This is a genomic window from Pseudomonas sp. FFPRI_1, assembly GCF_055384485.1.
This window is the reverse complement of sequence record NZ_AP029168.1, coordinates 4,861,633-4,877,123: the sequence shown is the minus strand read 5'-3', so window position 1 is coordinate 4,877,123 and position 15,491 is coordinate 4,861,633. Positions and strand designations below refer to the sequence as shown.

The window sequence follows — 15,491 nt, the reverse complement described above, 5'->3', positions numbered from 1 at the left end:
GGACCATTGAAGCGCATTTGCCGAGCCGGGGCAGCAATGGGCAGGCAGTCTTTACGAACTCTTTAGACGCGCGTCGCCTGGCAGAACGCAAGGCTGGCCAAGCCCTGAATCGACCAGCATGGCGATGACGGTCGTTACCGGTAGCCTTGGGTCACCTGCAGCCCGGCGTCAGTTCGACCCCGGGCTGGCGACGTCAGCGTGCCGCCCAGGCGTTGAAGCGCTGTTCCAGTTGCTCGCCATGGTCGGCCCAGAACAGCGCATCAACCGGAACCTGTTGCGCGAGGTTCTGCGGCGCCGTGGGCAGTTCGGCTATACGCGCCTTATCGAGCAGATCCATGGCGGCGAGGTTGGCCGCGCCGTAATCAATATGCTCGGAGAACAGCTTCTGCTGCCCCGGTGAGACGGAGAAGCTGATGAATTGGTATGCCTTGGCCTGCTGTGAGGCTCCGCGCGGGATGGCCCAAGAATCGAATTCGTAGAGACCGCCGGACCAGACAATGTCCAGGCCGTATTTTTTGCGCTGCTCAGCCGAGAGGCGGCCGTTGTACACCGAGGTCATCACCACGTCACCGGCTGCCAGGTATTGCGGCGGTTGGGCACCGGCTTCCCACCATTGAACATGGGGCTTGATCTCATCCAGCTTGGCGAACGCACGGTCCTGGCCTGCCTTGGTGGCGAGCACCGAATAGAGGTCACGAGCTTCGACACCATCGGCAATCAGCGCGAACTCCAGGGTCGACTTGGCCAGTTTGCGCAGGCCACGTTTGCCGGGGAATCTCTTTACGTCCCAGAAATCCTTCCAGCCGGTGGGCGCTTGCGCCAGCTTGTTGGCGTTGTAGGCCAGGACTGTTGAATAGACCAGGAAACCAACGCCGCAGGGCTGGAGTGCACCGGGCACGAACTCCTTGTTGTCGAGGCCGAGTTGAACAGGGTCCAGTGTTTCGAACATCCCCTCGTCGCAGCCTCTGGCCAACTCGGCGGACTCCACTTCGACGACGTCCCAGGAGACGCTGCCGGTGTCGACCATCGCCTTGATCTTGGCCATTTCGCCGTTGTATTCGCCAGCGATGATTTTGCCGCCGTTGCTGCGTTGCCAGGGCTGGTAGAAGGCCTTCACTTGAGCTTCCTTGTTGGCGCCACCGAAGGAAACAATGGTGAGGTCGGCTGCAAGCCCAAGGGGGGTGATTATCAAGCCTGTTACCAGGGCGCTGAACTTCAGGATGCTGATCATTATTATTATCTCCTACGCTACAAGGATGTCTTCGAGACATTCCGGCACGCCGGGGTCGTTCCGACTGCGTTGCTCGGAACACCGGGGCGACTGTCGCGAAGCCGCACAACCAGAGCTCAGGCTGGATCGGGGGCCAGCGTTGTTGCTCCACCTGCCAACATGGCATGGGGGGCATGATCTGAATACCTGGCAGTCCTGATCCTTGGATCGTCCAGGACTAAACTATTGCCGGCAGCGCGTGCCCTTGGCCGAGCAATGGTCGGCGCGCTGGCGGTCATCCAAACCGAGGGTCCAGGTTCAAGCTCGCTGCAGCCTCGGGTTTCAACCGTCGACCACCGCCGCCTGGCTCGCCGGCCTAGCGTGCGGCCCAGGCGGTGAAGCGTTCCTCCAGCTCATGCCCATGTTCGATCCAGAACTCGCTATCGACTTTCAACGCGACGGCCCTGTTCTGTGGCGCGGTGGGAAAGTTGCGCTGGGTTTCGGCTGCGATCAGTGCCAGCGTCTGCTTGTGGGTCGGGCCGTTGTGCATGATTTCGGCGAACGGCTTCTGCTGCGCCGGCAAACTGGCGAACGCGATGAACTTCAACGCCGCCGGCACATTCGGGCTGCCCTTGACGATGCCCCAACTGTCCATGTCGGAGAGGTTGCCGTCCCACACCAGCGGGAAGTCATAGCCGGCCTGTTGGGCACTGACGGCGCGGGCGGTGTAGACCGAGGTCAGGCTGACATCCCCGGCTGCCAGCCACTGCAGGGGCTGGGCCCCCGATTCCCACCACTGGATCTGTTGCTTGATCTGGTCCAGCTTGCGAAACGCCCGGTCCACGCCACCGGCCTCACGCAGCACGCTGTATACCTGATGGCGAGGTACGCCGTCGGCCATCAGGGCGATCTCCAGGGTCAGCTTGGCGCCTTTGTGCAGGGCCCGCTTGCCGGGAAAGGTCTTCAGGTCCCAAAGGTCGGCCCAGCCGGTCGGAGCCTTGGGCACGGCCTTGGGGTTGTAGACCAGGGCGGTGGACCAGATGAAGATGCCCACCCCACATTCGCTCAGGGCGCCCTCGACAAAGTCGTTTTGAGCCAGCTCGGGCATGGCCGGTAGCCGTTCGAACAAGCCCTCGTCGCAGCCGCGCTGGATTTGTGCATGGTCCACTTCGACCACGTCCCAGCCGACGCTCCCGGTCTCGACCATGGTCTTGATCATGCCGATCTCGCCGTTGTACTCGCCGGCTCGGACGCTTATCGAGTGCTGTTGTTCGAAGGGGGTGTAGAACGCCTGCTGTTGGGCCTGCTTGTTCAGCCCGCCGACGGAGACCACGGTCAGGCTGTCGGCCTGGGCCGCGTGGCAGAGCAGCGCCAGGGCCAGGGTACTGAGAGCGATTTTAAGCATGGCTGGTCTTCCTTCTTGTTGTTGTTTTAAAGATCGCGAGAATCATCCTAGCGAGCACGGCTGGCGCCGATGAGGAATAAAAGGCGCGCTCCGCGGGAGGTTTTTTCTCACGGCGATGCATAGATGTCGCCCTGGCACCAGCAGCCTGGGTAAGATCCGGACCTTGGCGCAACCCTGTACCGGAACTGTGTCTGGACCATTGTCGGAGTGCGCTCAGGAGCCCAGCCATGAACAATTTCACTGACTATCGCCTGCCTTCCCTGGATGCACTGCTGGCCTTCCAGGCGGGCGCGCAGTTGCAGAGTTTCGAACGCGCGGCCGATGCCCTGTCGCTCACCGGCAGCGCCTTGCGCAAGCGCATTGCGGGCCTGGAACAACTGCTGGGTGTGTCGTTGTTCGAGCGCCAGGGTGGCACCTTGATGCTGACGGTGCAGGGGCAGGTCTACCTGGAGCAGATCAGCCCGATCCTCGCGCAGTTGCTGGCGATCCCCGGGCATCAGCGGCCCGTGCAGCGTAAGCAGCACCTGATGGTCAGCTGCCCGCCGACCTTCGCCCGCCAGGTCCTCATCCCGCGGCTGCAGGAGCACAGCCTGGCCTGCCCCGACGTCGACCTGCAGATCCAGCTCAGTGCGCCCATGGGCAGTGTCGATGGTAGTGCTTGCGATGTGCTGATCAGTGGCGACAGCGCCGAGGTCGCGCCAGGCCAGCGGCTGCTCGACGAGCAACTGCAGCCCATGGCTGCGCCGGCCTTGCTGGCGCGTTTCCCGGACCTGGACCCGGTGCGGGATTTCGCCCGCTTACCCTTATTGCGTTCTCCCCTGGAGCCCTGGCGGCCCTGGTTCATGCAGGCTGGCCTGGAGCTCCTCGAACCAAGGCAGGGGCCGGCCCTGCTGGACCTGGGCATGATGCTTGAGGCCGCGGCCAAGGCTCAGGGCGTGGTCCTGGCGCGGCCCTCACTGGCACAGGCGTGGCTGGCCGATGGGCAACTGGTGGCGATTGGCAAGGTACGCAGCGAGCCCTCCTTTCACTATCAACTGCGGGTTCGGCAGCCATCGCCGGCGGCAGCAGCCTTCAGCGCCTGGTTGACCCGGGTCTGCCATGAAACTGTGCTTGAGGCGGAGGCACGCTTGCAGCATTCGCTGTAGGAAAGTTACGCCCGATAAGTGCGAAATCTTTTCCCGGTAACGCCTCGGGCGGGCCGTTAATCTCGCGCTGAACCTCAATCGGGAGCGGGCCAATGCCCATCATCACCTGTATCGAAGACCTGCGTGCAATGGCTCGGCGGCGGGTGCCGCGAATGTTCTATGACTATGTCGATGGCGGCTCCTGGACCGAAAGCACCTACCAGGCCAACCAGGCCGACTTCAGCGCGATCAAGCTGCGCCAGCGGGTCGCACGCAACATCGAGCATCGCTCGCTCAACACCCGGCGACTGGGCATCGACATGGCCATGCCGCTGGCCATCGCGCCCACTGGCCTGGCCGGAATGATCTGCGCCGACGGCGAGGTTCTTGCCGCTCGCGCCGCCACCGCCGCGGGCATTCGCTACACCTTGTCGACGGTGAGCATCTGCTCCCTGGAGGACATCGCCGAAGCCATTGCCGCGCCGTTCTGGTTCCAGCTCTATGTCATGCGCGACCGTGGGTTCGTCGCCAGCCTGATCGACCGGGCCAAGGCCGCCGGTTGTGATGCCCTGGTCCTGACCCTTGATCTGCAGTTGAGCGGCCAGCGCCACAAGGACCTGAAAAACGGCCTCAGCATTCCACCGCGACTGACCCCCTCCAGCTTGTTGAACATCCTTTGCAAGCCACGCTGGATCAAAGGGATGCTGGGCACGCGCCGGCACCATTTCGGCAACATCATGGGGCATGTCAAAGGTGTTGATGACATGCAGCAACTGGCTGAGTGGACTTACCAGCAGTTCGACCCGCGCCTGAGCTGGGACGACATTCAATGGATCAAGGAGCGCTGGGGCGGCACGCTGATTCTCAAGGGCATCCTGGATGTCGAGGACGCGCGCCTGGCGTTGGCCAGCGGCGCCGATGCGCTGATCGTCAGCAACCATGGCGGCCGTCAGCTGGACGGCGCGCCTTCCAGCATTAGCATGCTGCCGGCGATCGTCGAAGCGGTCGGTGATCGGCTCGAAGTCTGGCTCGACAGCGGTATCCGCAGCGGGCAGGACGTGATCAAGTCCCTGGCGTTGGGGGCCCAAGGGGTCATGCTCGGGCGCGCGCATCTGTATGGCCTGGGAGCAATGGGCGAGGCCGGGGTGGCCAAGGCTTTGGAGATCATCGCCAGAGAAATGGACCTGACCCTGGCGCTGTGCGGTTACACCGATGTGCAGCACCTGGATCACCGCATCCTGTTGCCGGGCAGTTACCCTCTGCCCTAGGCAGTGCTGCGAGCGGGTGCTCGCAGCCTGGCTGGCGGGTCGCGCCTGGTCGTAGTGTCGAGTCTTGCATTGCCCATCCATGTTTGGCGGATATGTAAGATTTAGGCAGGGGGAGGGGGGCTGTGGATCGGCAGGATTGCCCAGCCCTTCATCGCGAGAATCGGTCCGTTAGCCTCCTTGAGCGGAATGCGCCTTCCCTCAGCCATGCAGAGGCGGTATGAGGTGTCCCTCTGTCGCTGAACTGCGTCAAGGCACGCTCAAGAGAGCGCAGCAAATCCGGCGCGAATCTTCGCCTCCGGCAAGTCTTCGGCAATAAACACCATCACACTCGCGCGCGCCTCGCCTTCGCTCCACTCGCTATCCCACTCAAAACCATAGAGCTTGAGCACGCCCTGGAACACCAGTCGCCGATCCTCTCCGGTGATGTTCAGCACGCCCTTGTAGCGCAGCAGTTGTTTGCCGTGATCTTCTAGCAACTGGCTTATGAAGTCGCTGAGCCGATCGATGTCCAGGGGCGAATCCGTGTGCAGGACCAGGCTTGAGATGCGATCCGGCGTTGCCGTCTGCCCGATAGGGCGAAGGTGTAAACCGTTAACTAGATCGGCATTAAGATTGAAACCGCGCACATCCAGCAGCTCGGCTAGGTCAATCTTGCCGTGCTCCACCACCCGGATCGGTGCGTGGCGGTTGATCCGCCCCAGGCGCTCGCTCAGGCGCTGGAAGTTGGCGGTGTCGACTAGGTCGGTCTTGCTCACCAGCAGGCGATCGGCAAAGCCCACCTGCACTTGGGCGATGGTTTGAGTCAGGTGCAGGTCGGCGTGCGCCGCATCCACCAGGGTGATGATGCCGTCGAGAATGTAGCGATCACGCAGCTCTTCGTCGATGCAGAGTGGCTTTACTGACGCAGGCGGACTCGGCCAGCTCTTTCAAGGTCGCGCGCGGGCGGGCAACGATAGCAACGGCGAGGGCCTTGATCAGACGCTCGTCTAGAGGGGGCTGGGATATCTAAGAACCTCAATCCATATCAATTGGAGGTATTGTGCACAAAAAACACAAACACTACATGTGAGGCATAAGTTGCTCAGATGATTCCCGGTTGCTGAGTGACGGTTCAACAGATCTATTGGTAGCTTGTGGGTCGTTCCCTAGCGCGGTGTGGGAGCATCCGCTCTAGGGCGCTGGTGGATTCACTGAACAGGATGGAACTTTCTAGCGCATCTGGAATGCTTCAAGATGGAAGCACCTGCGCGGCATGCCTTGCCGGTGCAGATCACTCCGTAGTCGTGCGGCTAACACTCGCGGACCACAGAACCAGACGCTCGGCCAGCGTCCGAGCGCGTCAGGTTGCATACCCAAATCGGCCGCCTGCAGGTAACCGTCGCTCTCACTGAAGTGAATGCATAGGTCAATAAACGGAAGTTTTTCGCACAGTTCACGCAAGCGGCTGGCATAGATCGCATCGGACGGTGAGGCAACATAGTAGAACAGCATCACTTCAGGACTATCTTTGGGATGCTCCTGCAGCGACTCAAGCCAGGCAAGGAAAGGCGTGATACCTATGCCGCCGGCGATCCACACCTGGCGTTCGCCCTTTTCGCGGTGAAAGTTGAAGCAGCCGTAGGGGCCTTCAACCTTTATCGGGTCACCGACGCCCAGGCTGTCCTGCAGCCGTTGGGTGTAGTCCCCCAGCGCCTTGATGCTGAAGCGCACCTCACCGTTGTCACGATCAGAACTGGAGATCGTGAACGGATGCTGGCCCTCCAGACGGTTACAAGTGAGAAAGGCGAACTGACCAGCACGGTGCTGCCAACGGCCTTGCAGTTTGCAGGTCGCCTCTAGCACGCGATCTCCGGGACGGTCGATCGAGATCACCACGCCTTGGTGGATGCGTTGGCGACCTATCTGCCCGCTTAACGACCAGAGTGCACACAAGCTGCCCACAGCCGCGCACAGCGCTATCAGCCAGCCTATCGGTTGTGTCCAGTAACCCGCTGGCGCTAGCACCACACCATGGAACGCGAGCACCAGGTAAACCGCAGCTAGGGTTTTATGGACATAGCGCCACAGGTGATAAGGAAACCGCTGCCAGAGGGTGATGACCAACATCGCGGCCAACAACCAGGCCGACCACTCGCCCAGATCCTTTGCTGAGCCCCGGAAGGCATCGAAAAAGGCTTCCACACGTGGCCCCTTGGCCGGCTTTACGATGAACTTGGCGAGCAGTGGTCCGCCCAGTTCCAGTAAGTAGTGCAGTAAAGCCAGTGCGATGGCGAGGATACCTGCCCATTTATGTGCACGGTACATGCGGTCCAAGCCATCCAGCGGCTTCTCCAGCCATGTGGGACGCACCGCTAGCAGCATGATCAGTGACATCAGCGCGAATGCTGTCACCCCGGTTAGGAGAATGGCCTGCTTGCGTACGACCCAGACATCCAGTGTTGTAGTTGGGGCAATTGCCAGTGTCAGCCCGAAGGTGGCCACCACGGCCAACAATATGATCCAGATGATCTTCATAAGTCCTCCTGTTTAGTTGGGGTGTAGTTGTTTGGTTCCCAAGGCCTTGAGTTTATAAGAAAACCATATGGCTTATTTAGGTGGTCATTAATTTAGTATGGGTTGATGGTAGTGTCATCGACGCTATAATTGTGTGTCAAACGTAGGATCACTTGATGTGTTAAGTCCCGGCTAATTTGCAAAAATATTGAAATATTATTGCGAATCATTCCAATGTTAAATATGCGTGCGCGAACTATTGATAAGTTTCGCTGAAGGCACTTTCAAACAGTTGGCGCGAGCCGATTTATTCCTCGTCAGACAGGCTCGGTCGATCACCTCATCGCTGAAGCTGCTGGTGTTGAGGGGATTGGTGTTGTTCGTGGTGAGTGTGGTTTTTGGCACGGTGAGGCTTGTCGCGACAGGCTGAACGGTTACGAGAAGCTTCAATTTACAAAGGTCTTCGATCTGCAACTTGTCTGTAAGTATATGGAGTGGTCTTGGAAGTGGTCTTGTGAATCTTCAAGAAAGTTCTTGGTAGTTTTCTGCATTGATGTTGATGTGGGTCAGTTGGTGTTTGAGTATTTAAATTGAAGGGTGTTTTGATCGGATTTTTCCTGTTTTTATTGTGTTGTTGGTCAGTGGTTTTTGCGATGAGGTTACCAGTCGGTAGTCATACTAACGTTGTGGTATCCGTACTAGGAAAGTTCCTGGTCGACAGGTTGGCAATTGGTGTTTTTAAATATTCGGGAGAGTGAAATGAAATTTAAACTACGCGCTGCATTGCTCTGTATAGCGAGCGCCGGTCTTTGCACCCAAGCTTACGCGGCTCCCCCGCAGACCGGCGTGATCAACATCACCGGCAAGGTCACTGAGACCAGTTGCGTGTTCGACTCCACTGCCACAAGTGTCAGTGTGAAGCTGCCTCCCATCGACAAGGATCTGCTCGCTGCCCCGCAGAGCAGCACCGGTCGTGGCGGCTTTTCTATGAAGGTGACTGGTTGCGCCGACGGGGTGAAGGTTTCCGCTGCGTTCGTTCCGGACAGCAATGTGGATGCCTATGGCAACCTGAAAAACACCGCCGCTAATGCGGCGAGTGACGTGCAGGTGCAAGTGCTCGATAAAAACTATGCGGCGATCAACATCAATACCGACGACGCCACCAGCCAGTTGGCTCGTGCGGTCACTGTTAGCGGCTCGACGCCGGTCACCCTGCAGTACTACGTGCAGTACTACTCGCAAGCGGGTAGCGCTGGCATCGGTGATGTAGCAGCCATGGCGAACTACCAGCTGACCTACGAGTAATCCGCTTAGCCCGGGGCGTAAGTCCCGGGTCATTCAGAGGAACCAGCAATGTCTGCTTATTGGTTACGCTACGTGTTCAGCAGCGTACTGCTTTGCCTGTCCACTCTATCCGTCGCCCACGCCGGCGTATTGATCGATGGAACGCGAATCGTATACCCCGCGAAGGAACGCGAAGTCACCATAAAGCTCACCAACAAAGGGCAAGTCCCCGTTCTAATGCAGATCTGGGTCGATCGTGGTGACCCCCAAAGCAAGGCGCAGGATGCTGATGCGCCCTTCTTGGCGACGCCGCCGATCTTCCGTCTCGACCCGCAGAAAGGGCAGAGCGTACGCCTGACTTTTACCGGCGAAGCCCTTCCGCAGGAGCGCGAGAGCCTGTTCTGGTTCAACGCGCTGGAGATCCCGCCGCTGCCGCAGGACACCGGCGCCAACATGATGCAAATCGCTGTGCGCTCGCGCCTGAAATTGTTCTACCGCCCCAGCGGCCTGCCGGCCGATCTGCCCAAAGCTATCGAACAGGTGACCTGGCATGTACAGCACCAGGGCGACGGCTATGTGTTGCGTGGCGAGAATCCCAGCCCTTATCACCTGTCGTTCAGTGCGTTGTCGCTAGAGCAAGGAGGCCGCCTAACGGATACCGGCGGCGGAATGATCGTGCCGTTCAGTCATCGTGATTTCCCGTTGCCGAGTTACAGCGGTGACACGGGCGATGGCAAGGTGCGCTTCCGCTGGATGAGCGACTTCGGTGCCGCCCCCGAGCAGACCGCCAGATTGCGCTGAGTCACAACAGAGAAGAGATGGTGTTGCGACTGCTCTTTCGTATGTTAGGTATTTACATGAGCACGACGGTTCGCTTATCTCGTTATTGCACTATTGGTATACGTGACCTTCCCGGACTACTGACTGCCATCGCGAGTATCGTTTTTGCCGGAGGTGCGAGTCAGGCGGCAGCGGGTACAGACGTCCTACAAGCTTCCTTCAACCCAAAGTTTCTTCAGGGCCCGGCCAGCCAGCAGGTGGATATAGCGCGTTTCGAACGTGGCAATCAGGTGGCGCCAGGAAGCTATCGGCTAGATGTCTACGTAAACCAGAACTGGGTCGGACGGCAGTACGTCCGCGTGCAAGAAGAAAAGGATGGCCAGACACCGCTCTATTGCTTCAAGCGCAGCCAACTGGCGAGCCTCGGGCTGGACGCGGCGCGTCTGCCCGATGCGGCGGAGCTGGAGGCTGACTGTGTGGATGTCGCCCGGCATGTGAAGGATGCCCGTGCTGAGCTGGACCTGGCGGGCCTGCGTCTGGACCTGAGCATTCCGCAGGCGTTCCTCAATCGCACTAGCCGCGGCTATGTAGACCCGCGCGACTGGGACCGTGGCGTCACCGCCGGGTTCGTTGACTACAACGCCAACGCCTACCGCAACGACGGTGGCGGCCAGAACAGCACCCAGTACTACGCCGGCCTCAACGCCGGGGTGAACCTGGGTGACTGGCGTCTGCGCCACAACGGCAGTTATAGCCGTAGCAGTGGCAGCGGTCCGACGACCAGCCACTACGATGCGGTGAGCAGTTATGTTCAGCGCGATCTGACCGGCCTCAAGTCGCAGCTGACGCTGGGTGAGTACTACACGCCTTCGGATCTGTTCGATAGCGTGCCTTACACGGGCGTCCAGCTGGCTTCGGACGATCGCATGTTGCCCGACTCGCAGCGCGGTTTCGCCCCGGCCATCCGTGGCACCGCCGAGAGCAATGCGCGGGTGACCGTGCGCCAGGGTGGCAGCGTGCTCTATGAAACCAGCGTGGCGCCCGGCCCGTTCGTCATCGACGATCTGTACAACACCGGTTACTCAGGCGACCTGGAAGTGATGGTGACCGAGGCCGACGGCCGCACCCGCAGCTTCACCGTGCCCTTCGCCTCGGTGGCCCAGCTGCTGCGCCCAGGCACTTCGCGCTACAGCGTCACTGCCGGAAAGTACCGCGATGACCGGCTCAAGGAGGAGCCAAGATTCGCCCAGGGTACTTATCAGCGCGGTATCTCCAACCAGTGGACCGGCTACACCGGCGGCATCATCGCCGACCAGTATCTGGCGGTACAAGGCGGCTTGGCACTGAGTACCTCGCTGGGGGCGTTCGCCCTTGATGCCACCCATTCCAGCGCCTCCGGCCTGCAGAGGCATAATGGCCTGGGCCCTTCGGCCAGCGGCCGGAGTTATCGCCTGAGCTACAGCAAGCTACTGGAGAGTACGCGCACCAACTTCGTTGTTGCGGCTTATCGGTTCTCCAGCGAGGGCTACCTTAACTTCGGGGACTACGCCCAGGCCCAGGATCCCAGCGCCACGTCGCCGCGTCGTCAGCGCAACCGCTTGCAGATGAACGTCAACCAGCCCCTGGCCGATGGCTACGGCAGCCTCTTCCTCAGTGGTTCCTCACAGAACTACTGGCATGCTGGCCAGTCCAGCGACACCAGCTACCAGGCCGGTTACTCCAACAGCTATCGCTGGGGCAGCATGAGCCTGTCGGCCAGCCGCACCGAGATGAGACGCGGCGAAACCGACACGCAGTACATGCTCACCCTGTCGCTGCCGTTAGGCCGTTCAAGCCATGCGCCCTACCTGAGCAGCTCGACCACCTATTCGGGCAAGGGCGATCTGAACAGCCAGCTGAGCGTTTCAGGTGCGCTCGGCGAGTTCAGCCAGTTCAACTATGGCGTCTACGGCTCGCGTTCGCGCACCGATGGAGACAGTAGCAACTCGGGCGGCGGCAACGTGCAGTACCGCGCCGCCAGCACCAACCTGTCGGGCAACTACAGCGAAGGCGATGGTTACCGCCAGCTCGGGTTGGGCTTGTCCGGCAGTGTGGTGGTGCACCCGGGCGGCATCACCTTCAGTCAGACCCAGGGTGAAACCCGCGCCATCGTCGAAGCGAAGGGCGCGCAGGGCGCCCGGCTGTTCAACAGCAGCGGCGCCGAAGTGAATGGCAGCGGCTATGGCGTGGTGTCGAGCTTGATGCCGTATCGGCAGAACGAAGTGGCGCTTGATCCGAAGGGCATCGCCGACGACGTCGAGTTACAACTCACCTCGCAGAACACTGCACCGCGCTATGGCGCGGTGGTGATGCTGAACTACCCAACCGTGACGGGTGAGCCCGTGTTGCTGACGGTGCGAGATGAACAGCGCAAAGCGCTGCCCGTGGGGGCGGAGGTGTTCGATGCGAAGGGCAACAGCCTGACGTTGGTAGGACAGGGCAGTCAGGTGTTCTTCCGAGCCACCGATCAGCAGGGCCAACTGACCGTGCGCTGGGGTGAGAGCAGCGATCGCCAGTGTCTGGTGCGCTACCGCTTGCCATCGCTGGAGCACAAGCGCGAGTCGCCCTTCATCAAGGCAGAGGCGCTGTGCCGCAAATCTTCCGGGGCGCCCCAGCCGCCTCCTACGTTCACGAGGTAATCATGAGAACTTTGCTTCTGCTCGTCGCCTTGTTGTTACTCGTTGCCCTTGTGCCGGTGTCTTCGCCGTTGGCGGAGGAGGGGTGCGCCTTCAAGGACAGCAATCAAGTTGTGCCGGCTACAATCGCACTACCGTCGACCTTAAGCATCCCGCGCAACGCCAGCAATGGCACCGCAGTGTGGGACAGTGGCTGGATGGGATCCTCCACAACCGTAGTCAATTGTAATAGATACGGTCGGGTGGAGGGCACTCATGCCGGCGGCATCGGCGCAGCAGTTCCTGGCTATACCAGCAATGGCGGCGCCTCTGTATTTGCCACAGACGTGCCAGGCATCGGTATTTCGGTGTTTTGGTGCAACCATGCAATCAACTGTCACCCGGACCCAACTCAAATCACCCCGCTGCCCAGCCTGGACTGGCAGGTGGCAATATCAACGACGTATCCGTTGGCTCCCAAATGGAGGGTGCGCCTGATCAAGATCGATGACATCGATGTTTCGGCGGGAGCTGTCACTGTTGGTGGGACTTCCACAGTGACCTATAACGAACTGGTCGTGGCGACGTTATCGCTCGTAGGCAGTTCGCAAATCACCGGGCTCGGTTGCGAAATGGACGCTGACAGCCGCTCCATCGATGTGCGCCTGCCGACCATCGCCAAGACCGATTTCGGGGATTCGCCGATCCCTCAGGCCAACGACAAGGCGAAGACCTTCAACATCAATCTGGTCTGCGACAGTGGCGTGAAGGTCAGCTACCAGGTTGACGGTACACAGACCGCCGCCGGCAGCAATGTGCTGGTCAACGACAGTGGCAGGGGTATGGCGAGCGGAGTGGGTGTCACACTTTTCAGGGGCGATATGAGCAGCATCACTCAACTACAACTGGGCTCAAAACTCCTGTATGAGACGACATCTTCCAGCAACTCGCGGGTCAAGATTCCGCTGACGGCTCGTTACGTTCGTACCGCTGCGAGTGCTTCGGCCATGAGCTCGGGTCTCGTATCGACCACGGCATTCTTCACCCTGTACTACGAGTGAGTTCTCCGTCAGCGCCGTTCGGCCCACCGCTTGCCAGGATCGTCAGCAACCATGGCGGCCGTCAGCTGGACGGCGGGCCTTCCAGCATCCGCATGCTGCCGGCGATCGTCGAAGCGGTCGGTGATCGGCTCGAAGTCTGGCTCGACAGCGGTATCCGCAGCGGGCAGGACGTGATCAAGTCCCTGGCGTTGGGAGCCCAAGGGGTCATGCTCGGGCGCGCGCATCTGTATGGCCTGGGAGCAATGGGCGAGGCCGGGGTGGCCAAGGCTCTGGAGATCATCGCCAGAGAAATGGACCTGACCCTGGCGCTGTGCGGGCACACCGATGTGCAGCACCTGGATCACCGCATCCTGTTGCCGGGCAGTTACCCTCTGCCCTAGGCAGTGCTGCGAGCGGGTGCTCGCAGCCTGGCTGGCGGGCCGCGCCTGGCCCTAGCTGAACAGCTTGCCCTTGAGCCAGTTGGTCTTGGCCAGTTCGATCACCTCGTCGCCCCGTCCACTCATCACTGCCTTGAGCATGTACAGGCTGAAGCCCTTGGCCTGTTCCAGCTTGATCGCCGGAGGCATGGCCAGTTCCTGCTTGGCGGTGAGCACGTCCACCAGCACCGGGCCGTCATGGGCCAGGGCTGTGCGCAGGGCGCCTTCCAGTTCCTCGGATTTTTCCACCCGCAGGCCGAGGATGCCCATGGCGTTGGCCATGGCGGCGAAGTCCGGGTTGTGCAGGTCGGTGCCGGTGTCCAGGTAGCCGGCGGATTTCATCTCCATGGCGACGAACCCCAGGGAGGCGTTGTCGTAGACGATGATCTTGACCGGCAGCTTGAGCTGGGCCAGGGAAATGAAATCGCCCATCAACATGCTGAAGCCGCCGTCGCCGGACAGTGAGATGACCTGGCGATCCGGGTACGTTGCCTGGGCGCCCATGGCCTGGGGCATGGCGTTGGCCATGGAACCGTGGTTGAAGGAACCCAGCAAGCGCCGGCGGCCATTCATCTTCAGGTAGCGCGCGGCCCAGACCGTGGGGGTGCCGACGTCGGCGCAGAAGATCGCATCGTCGTCCGCCAGTTCGCTGAGCAGGCGGGTCAGGTATTGCGGGTGGATCGGCCGGTCGGCAGCGGAGGGCTGGGCCAGGTCGTCCAGGCCCTGGCGCGCCTTGGCGTAGTGCTTGAGGGACTGCTCTAGAAAGCTGCGATCACCCTTGTAGGGCAGGCGCGGCAGCAGCGCCGCAAGGGTTTCGCTGACGTCGGCAACGATGCCCAGGTCCAGGCCGACCCGCCGCCCGAGGGCCTGGGGATCATGGTCGATTTGCACCACGGTGGCGTCGCCGGGGTAGAACTGGCGATAGGGAAAGTCGGTGCCGAGCATCACCAGGGTGTCGCAGTTGAGCATGGCGTGGTAACCCGAGCTGAAGCCGATCAGCCCGGTCATGCCGACGTCGAACGGGTTGTCCCATTCCACGTGCTCCTTGCCCCGCAGGGCATGCACCACCGGTGCACCGAGGGCCTCGGCCAGGGCCACCACCTGGTCGTGGGCGCCGGCGCAACCGCTGCCGCACAGCAGGGTCACGGCCTTGCTCTGGCTCAGCAACTCCACCAGCCGGTCGAGGTCATGGGGGGCGGGCAGGGTGCGCGGCGCCTGCAGCGCCGGCCAGGGTTTGCTGGCGGCGGGCAGCTGTTGCAAGGCCACGTCGCCGGGGATCACCACCACTGCCACGCCACGATTGAGGATCGCACTGCGCATGGCCCGGTGCAGCACTTCGGGCATCTGCGCCGGGTTGCTCACCAGTTCGACAAAGTGGCTGCACTCCTTGAACAGCTCCTGGGGGTGGGTTTCCTGGAAATAGTTGAGGCCGATTTCCGACGACGGGATCTGCGCGGCAATCGCCAGCACCGGCACATGGTTGCGGTGGCAGTCGAACAGGCCATTGATCAGGTGCAGGTTGCCCGGCCCGCAACTGCCGGCACAGACCGCCAGTTGCCCGGTGAGCGCCGTTTCGGCGCCGGCGGCGAAGGCCGCCACTTCTTCGTGGCGCACGTGCATCCACTGGATGCTTTGCATGTTGTGCAGGGCATCGGTGAGGCCGTTGAGGCTGTCGCCGGTCAGCCCCCAGATGCGCTTGACCCCGGCTTGCTCAAGGGTGGTCGCCAATTGCTGGGCAATCGTGATGTTCGCCATGGAGTTCTCCAACCGTTCGAGTAAGAAATCGTTGCGATCAA

The 15,491-nt window shown here is 61.1% G+C and carries 10 protein-coding genes and 3 pseudogenes; 7 read left to right on the top strand and 6 right to left on the bottom strand.

The features are described from left to right. Nucleotides 1–193: 193 nt before the first annotated feature. Both ACZ5BO_RS21645 and ACZ5BO_RS21640 read right to left on the bottom strand, forming a co-directional pair. On the bottom strand, nt 194–1,231 hold the full coding sequence (locus ACZ5BO_RS21645; protein ID WP_464696415.1) for an ABC transporter substrate-binding protein: 1,038 nt from the start codon (nt 1,229–1,231) through the stop codon (nt 194–196). Nucleotides 1,232–1,586: 355 nt separating this feature from the next. Next, on the bottom strand, nt 1,587–2,615 hold the full coding sequence (locus ACZ5BO_RS21640; RefSeq protein WP_464696414.1) for an ABC transporter substrate-binding protein: 1,029 nt from the start codon (nt 2,613–2,615) through the stop codon (nt 1,587–1,589). Nucleotides 2,616–2,842: 227 nt separating this feature from the next. On the opposite strand from ACZ5BO_RS21640, the gene ACZ5BO_RS21635 reads away from it, so the two are divergent. Continuing rightward, nucleotides 2,843–3,760 carry a LysR substrate-binding domain-containing protein gene (locus tag ACZ5BO_RS21635; protein WP_025129743.1) on the top strand — a complete coding sequence of 306 codons (918 nt, stop codon included), beginning with the start codon at nt 2,843–2,845 and terminating at the stop codon, nt 3,758–3,760. 92 nt (nt 3,761–3,852) lie between these two features. Continuing rightward, nucleotides 3,853–5,007 (top strand): alpha-hydroxy acid oxidase, encoded by a 1,155-nt coding sequence (locus ACZ5BO_RS21630; RefSeq protein WP_025129744.1) that lies wholly within the window; start codon nt 3,853–3,855, stop codon nt 5,005–5,007. Nucleotides 5,008–5,264: 257 nt separating this feature from the next. Here ACZ5BO_RS21630 and ACZ5BO_RS21625 read toward each other — a convergent pair. The 3 genes and pseudogenes from ACZ5BO_RS21625 to ACZ5BO_RS21615 form a co-directional block, all read right to left on the bottom strand. Then, nucleotides 5,265–5,894: pseudogene (locus ACZ5BO_RS21625) on the bottom strand (GTP-binding protein); the annotation flags it as partial. Next, nucleotides 5,887–6,012, bottom strand: a pseudogene (locus ACZ5BO_RS21620) (transcriptional regulator); the annotation flags it as partial. The pseudogenes ACZ5BO_RS21625 and ACZ5BO_RS21620, both read right to left, overlap by 8 nt. Before the next feature lie 204 nt (nt 6,013–6,216). After that, nucleotides 6,217–7,521, bottom strand: coding sequence for a ferredoxin reductase family protein (locus ACZ5BO_RS21615; RefSeq protein WP_464696413.1), 1,305 nt, complete (start codon nt 7,519–7,521; stop codon nt 6,217–6,219). A 738-nt stretch (nt 7,522–8,259) separates the two neighbouring features. Here ACZ5BO_RS21615 and ACZ5BO_RS21610 point away from each other — a divergent pair. The 5 genes and pseudogenes from ACZ5BO_RS21610 to ACZ5BO_RS21590 form a co-directional block, all read left to right on the top strand. Next, on the top strand, nt 8,260–8,805 hold the full coding sequence (locus tag ACZ5BO_RS21610) for a fimbrial protein (RefSeq protein ID WP_464696411.1): 546 nt from the start codon (nt 8,260–8,262) through the stop codon (nt 8,803–8,805). A 48-nt stretch (nt 8,806–8,853) separates the two neighbouring features. Then, a complete protein-coding gene (locus ACZ5BO_RS21605) occupies nt 8,854–9,585 on the top strand; it encodes a fimbrial biogenesis chaperone (protein WP_464696410.1) in 732 nt (243 codons plus the stop codon). 56 nt (nt 9,586–9,641) lie between these two features. Beyond that, nucleotides 9,642–12,242: a fimbria/pilus outer membrane usher protein gene (locus tag ACZ5BO_RS21600; RefSeq protein ID WP_464696409.1), complete on the top strand. Its 2,601-nt coding sequence runs from the start codon at nt 9,642–9,644 to the stop codon at nt 12,240–12,242. 2 nt (nt 12,243–12,244) lie between these two features. Continuing rightward, nucleotides 12,245–13,279, top strand: coding sequence for a fimbrial protein (locus tag ACZ5BO_RS21595; RefSeq protein ID WP_464696408.1), 1,035 nt, complete (start codon nt 12,245–12,247; stop codon nt 13,277–13,279). Nucleotides 13,280–13,311: 32 nt separating this feature from the next. Further along, nucleotides 13,312–13,659, top strand: a pseudogene (locus ACZ5BO_RS21590) (alpha-hydroxy acid oxidase); the annotation flags it as partial. 51 nt (nt 13,660–13,710) lie between these two features. On the opposite strand, the gene poxB reads toward ACZ5BO_RS21590, so the two are convergent. Beyond that, nucleotides 13,711–15,450 (bottom strand): ubiquinone-dependent pyruvate dehydrogenase, encoded by a 1,740-nt coding sequence (gene poxB / locus ACZ5BO_RS21585; RefSeq protein ID WP_464696407.1) that lies wholly within the window; start codon nt 15,448–15,450, stop codon nt 13,711–13,713. Nucleotides 15,451–15,491 lie beyond the last annotated feature (41 nt).

Excerpts from the sequence above, each read along its gene's own strand:
- ACZ5BO_RS21645 (WP_464696415.1), bottom strand. The coding sequence starts at position 1,231 with ATGATCAGCATCCTGAAGTTCAGCGCCCTGGTAACAGGCTTGATAATC.
- ACZ5BO_RS21640 (WP_464696414.1), bottom strand. The coding sequence starts at position 2,615 with ATGCTTAAAATCGCTCTCAGTACCCTGGCCCTGGCGCTGCTCTGCCAC.
- ACZ5BO_RS21635 (WP_025129743.1), top strand. The coding sequence starts at position 2,843 with ATGAACAATTTCACTGACTATCGCCTGCCTTCCCTGGATGCACTGCTG.
- ACZ5BO_RS21630 (WP_025129744.1), top strand. The coding sequence starts at position 3,853 with ATGCCCATCATCACCTGTATCGAAGACCTGCGTGCAATGGCTCGGCGG.
- ACZ5BO_RS21615 (WP_464696413.1), bottom strand. The coding sequence starts at position 7,521 with ATGAAGATCATCTGGATCATATTGTTGGCCGTGGTGGCCACCTTCGGG.
- ACZ5BO_RS21610 (WP_464696411.1), top strand. The coding sequence starts at position 8,260 with ATGAAATTTAAACTACGCGCTGCATTGCTCTGTATAGCGAGCGCCGGT.
- ACZ5BO_RS21605 (WP_464696410.1), top strand. The coding sequence starts at position 8,854 with ATGTCTGCTTATTGGTTACGCTACGTGTTCAGCAGCGTACTGCTTTGC.
- ACZ5BO_RS21600 (WP_464696409.1), top strand. The coding sequence starts at position 9,642 with ATGAGCACGACGGTTCGCTTATCTCGTTATTGCACTATTGGTATACGT.
- ACZ5BO_RS21595 (WP_464696408.1), top strand. The coding sequence starts at position 12,245 with ATGAGAACTTTGCTTCTGCTCGTCGCCTTGTTGTTACTCGTTGCCCTT.
- poxB (WP_464696407.1), bottom strand. The coding sequence starts at position 15,450 with ATGGCGAACATCACGATTGCCCAGCAATTGGCGACCACCCTTGAGCAA.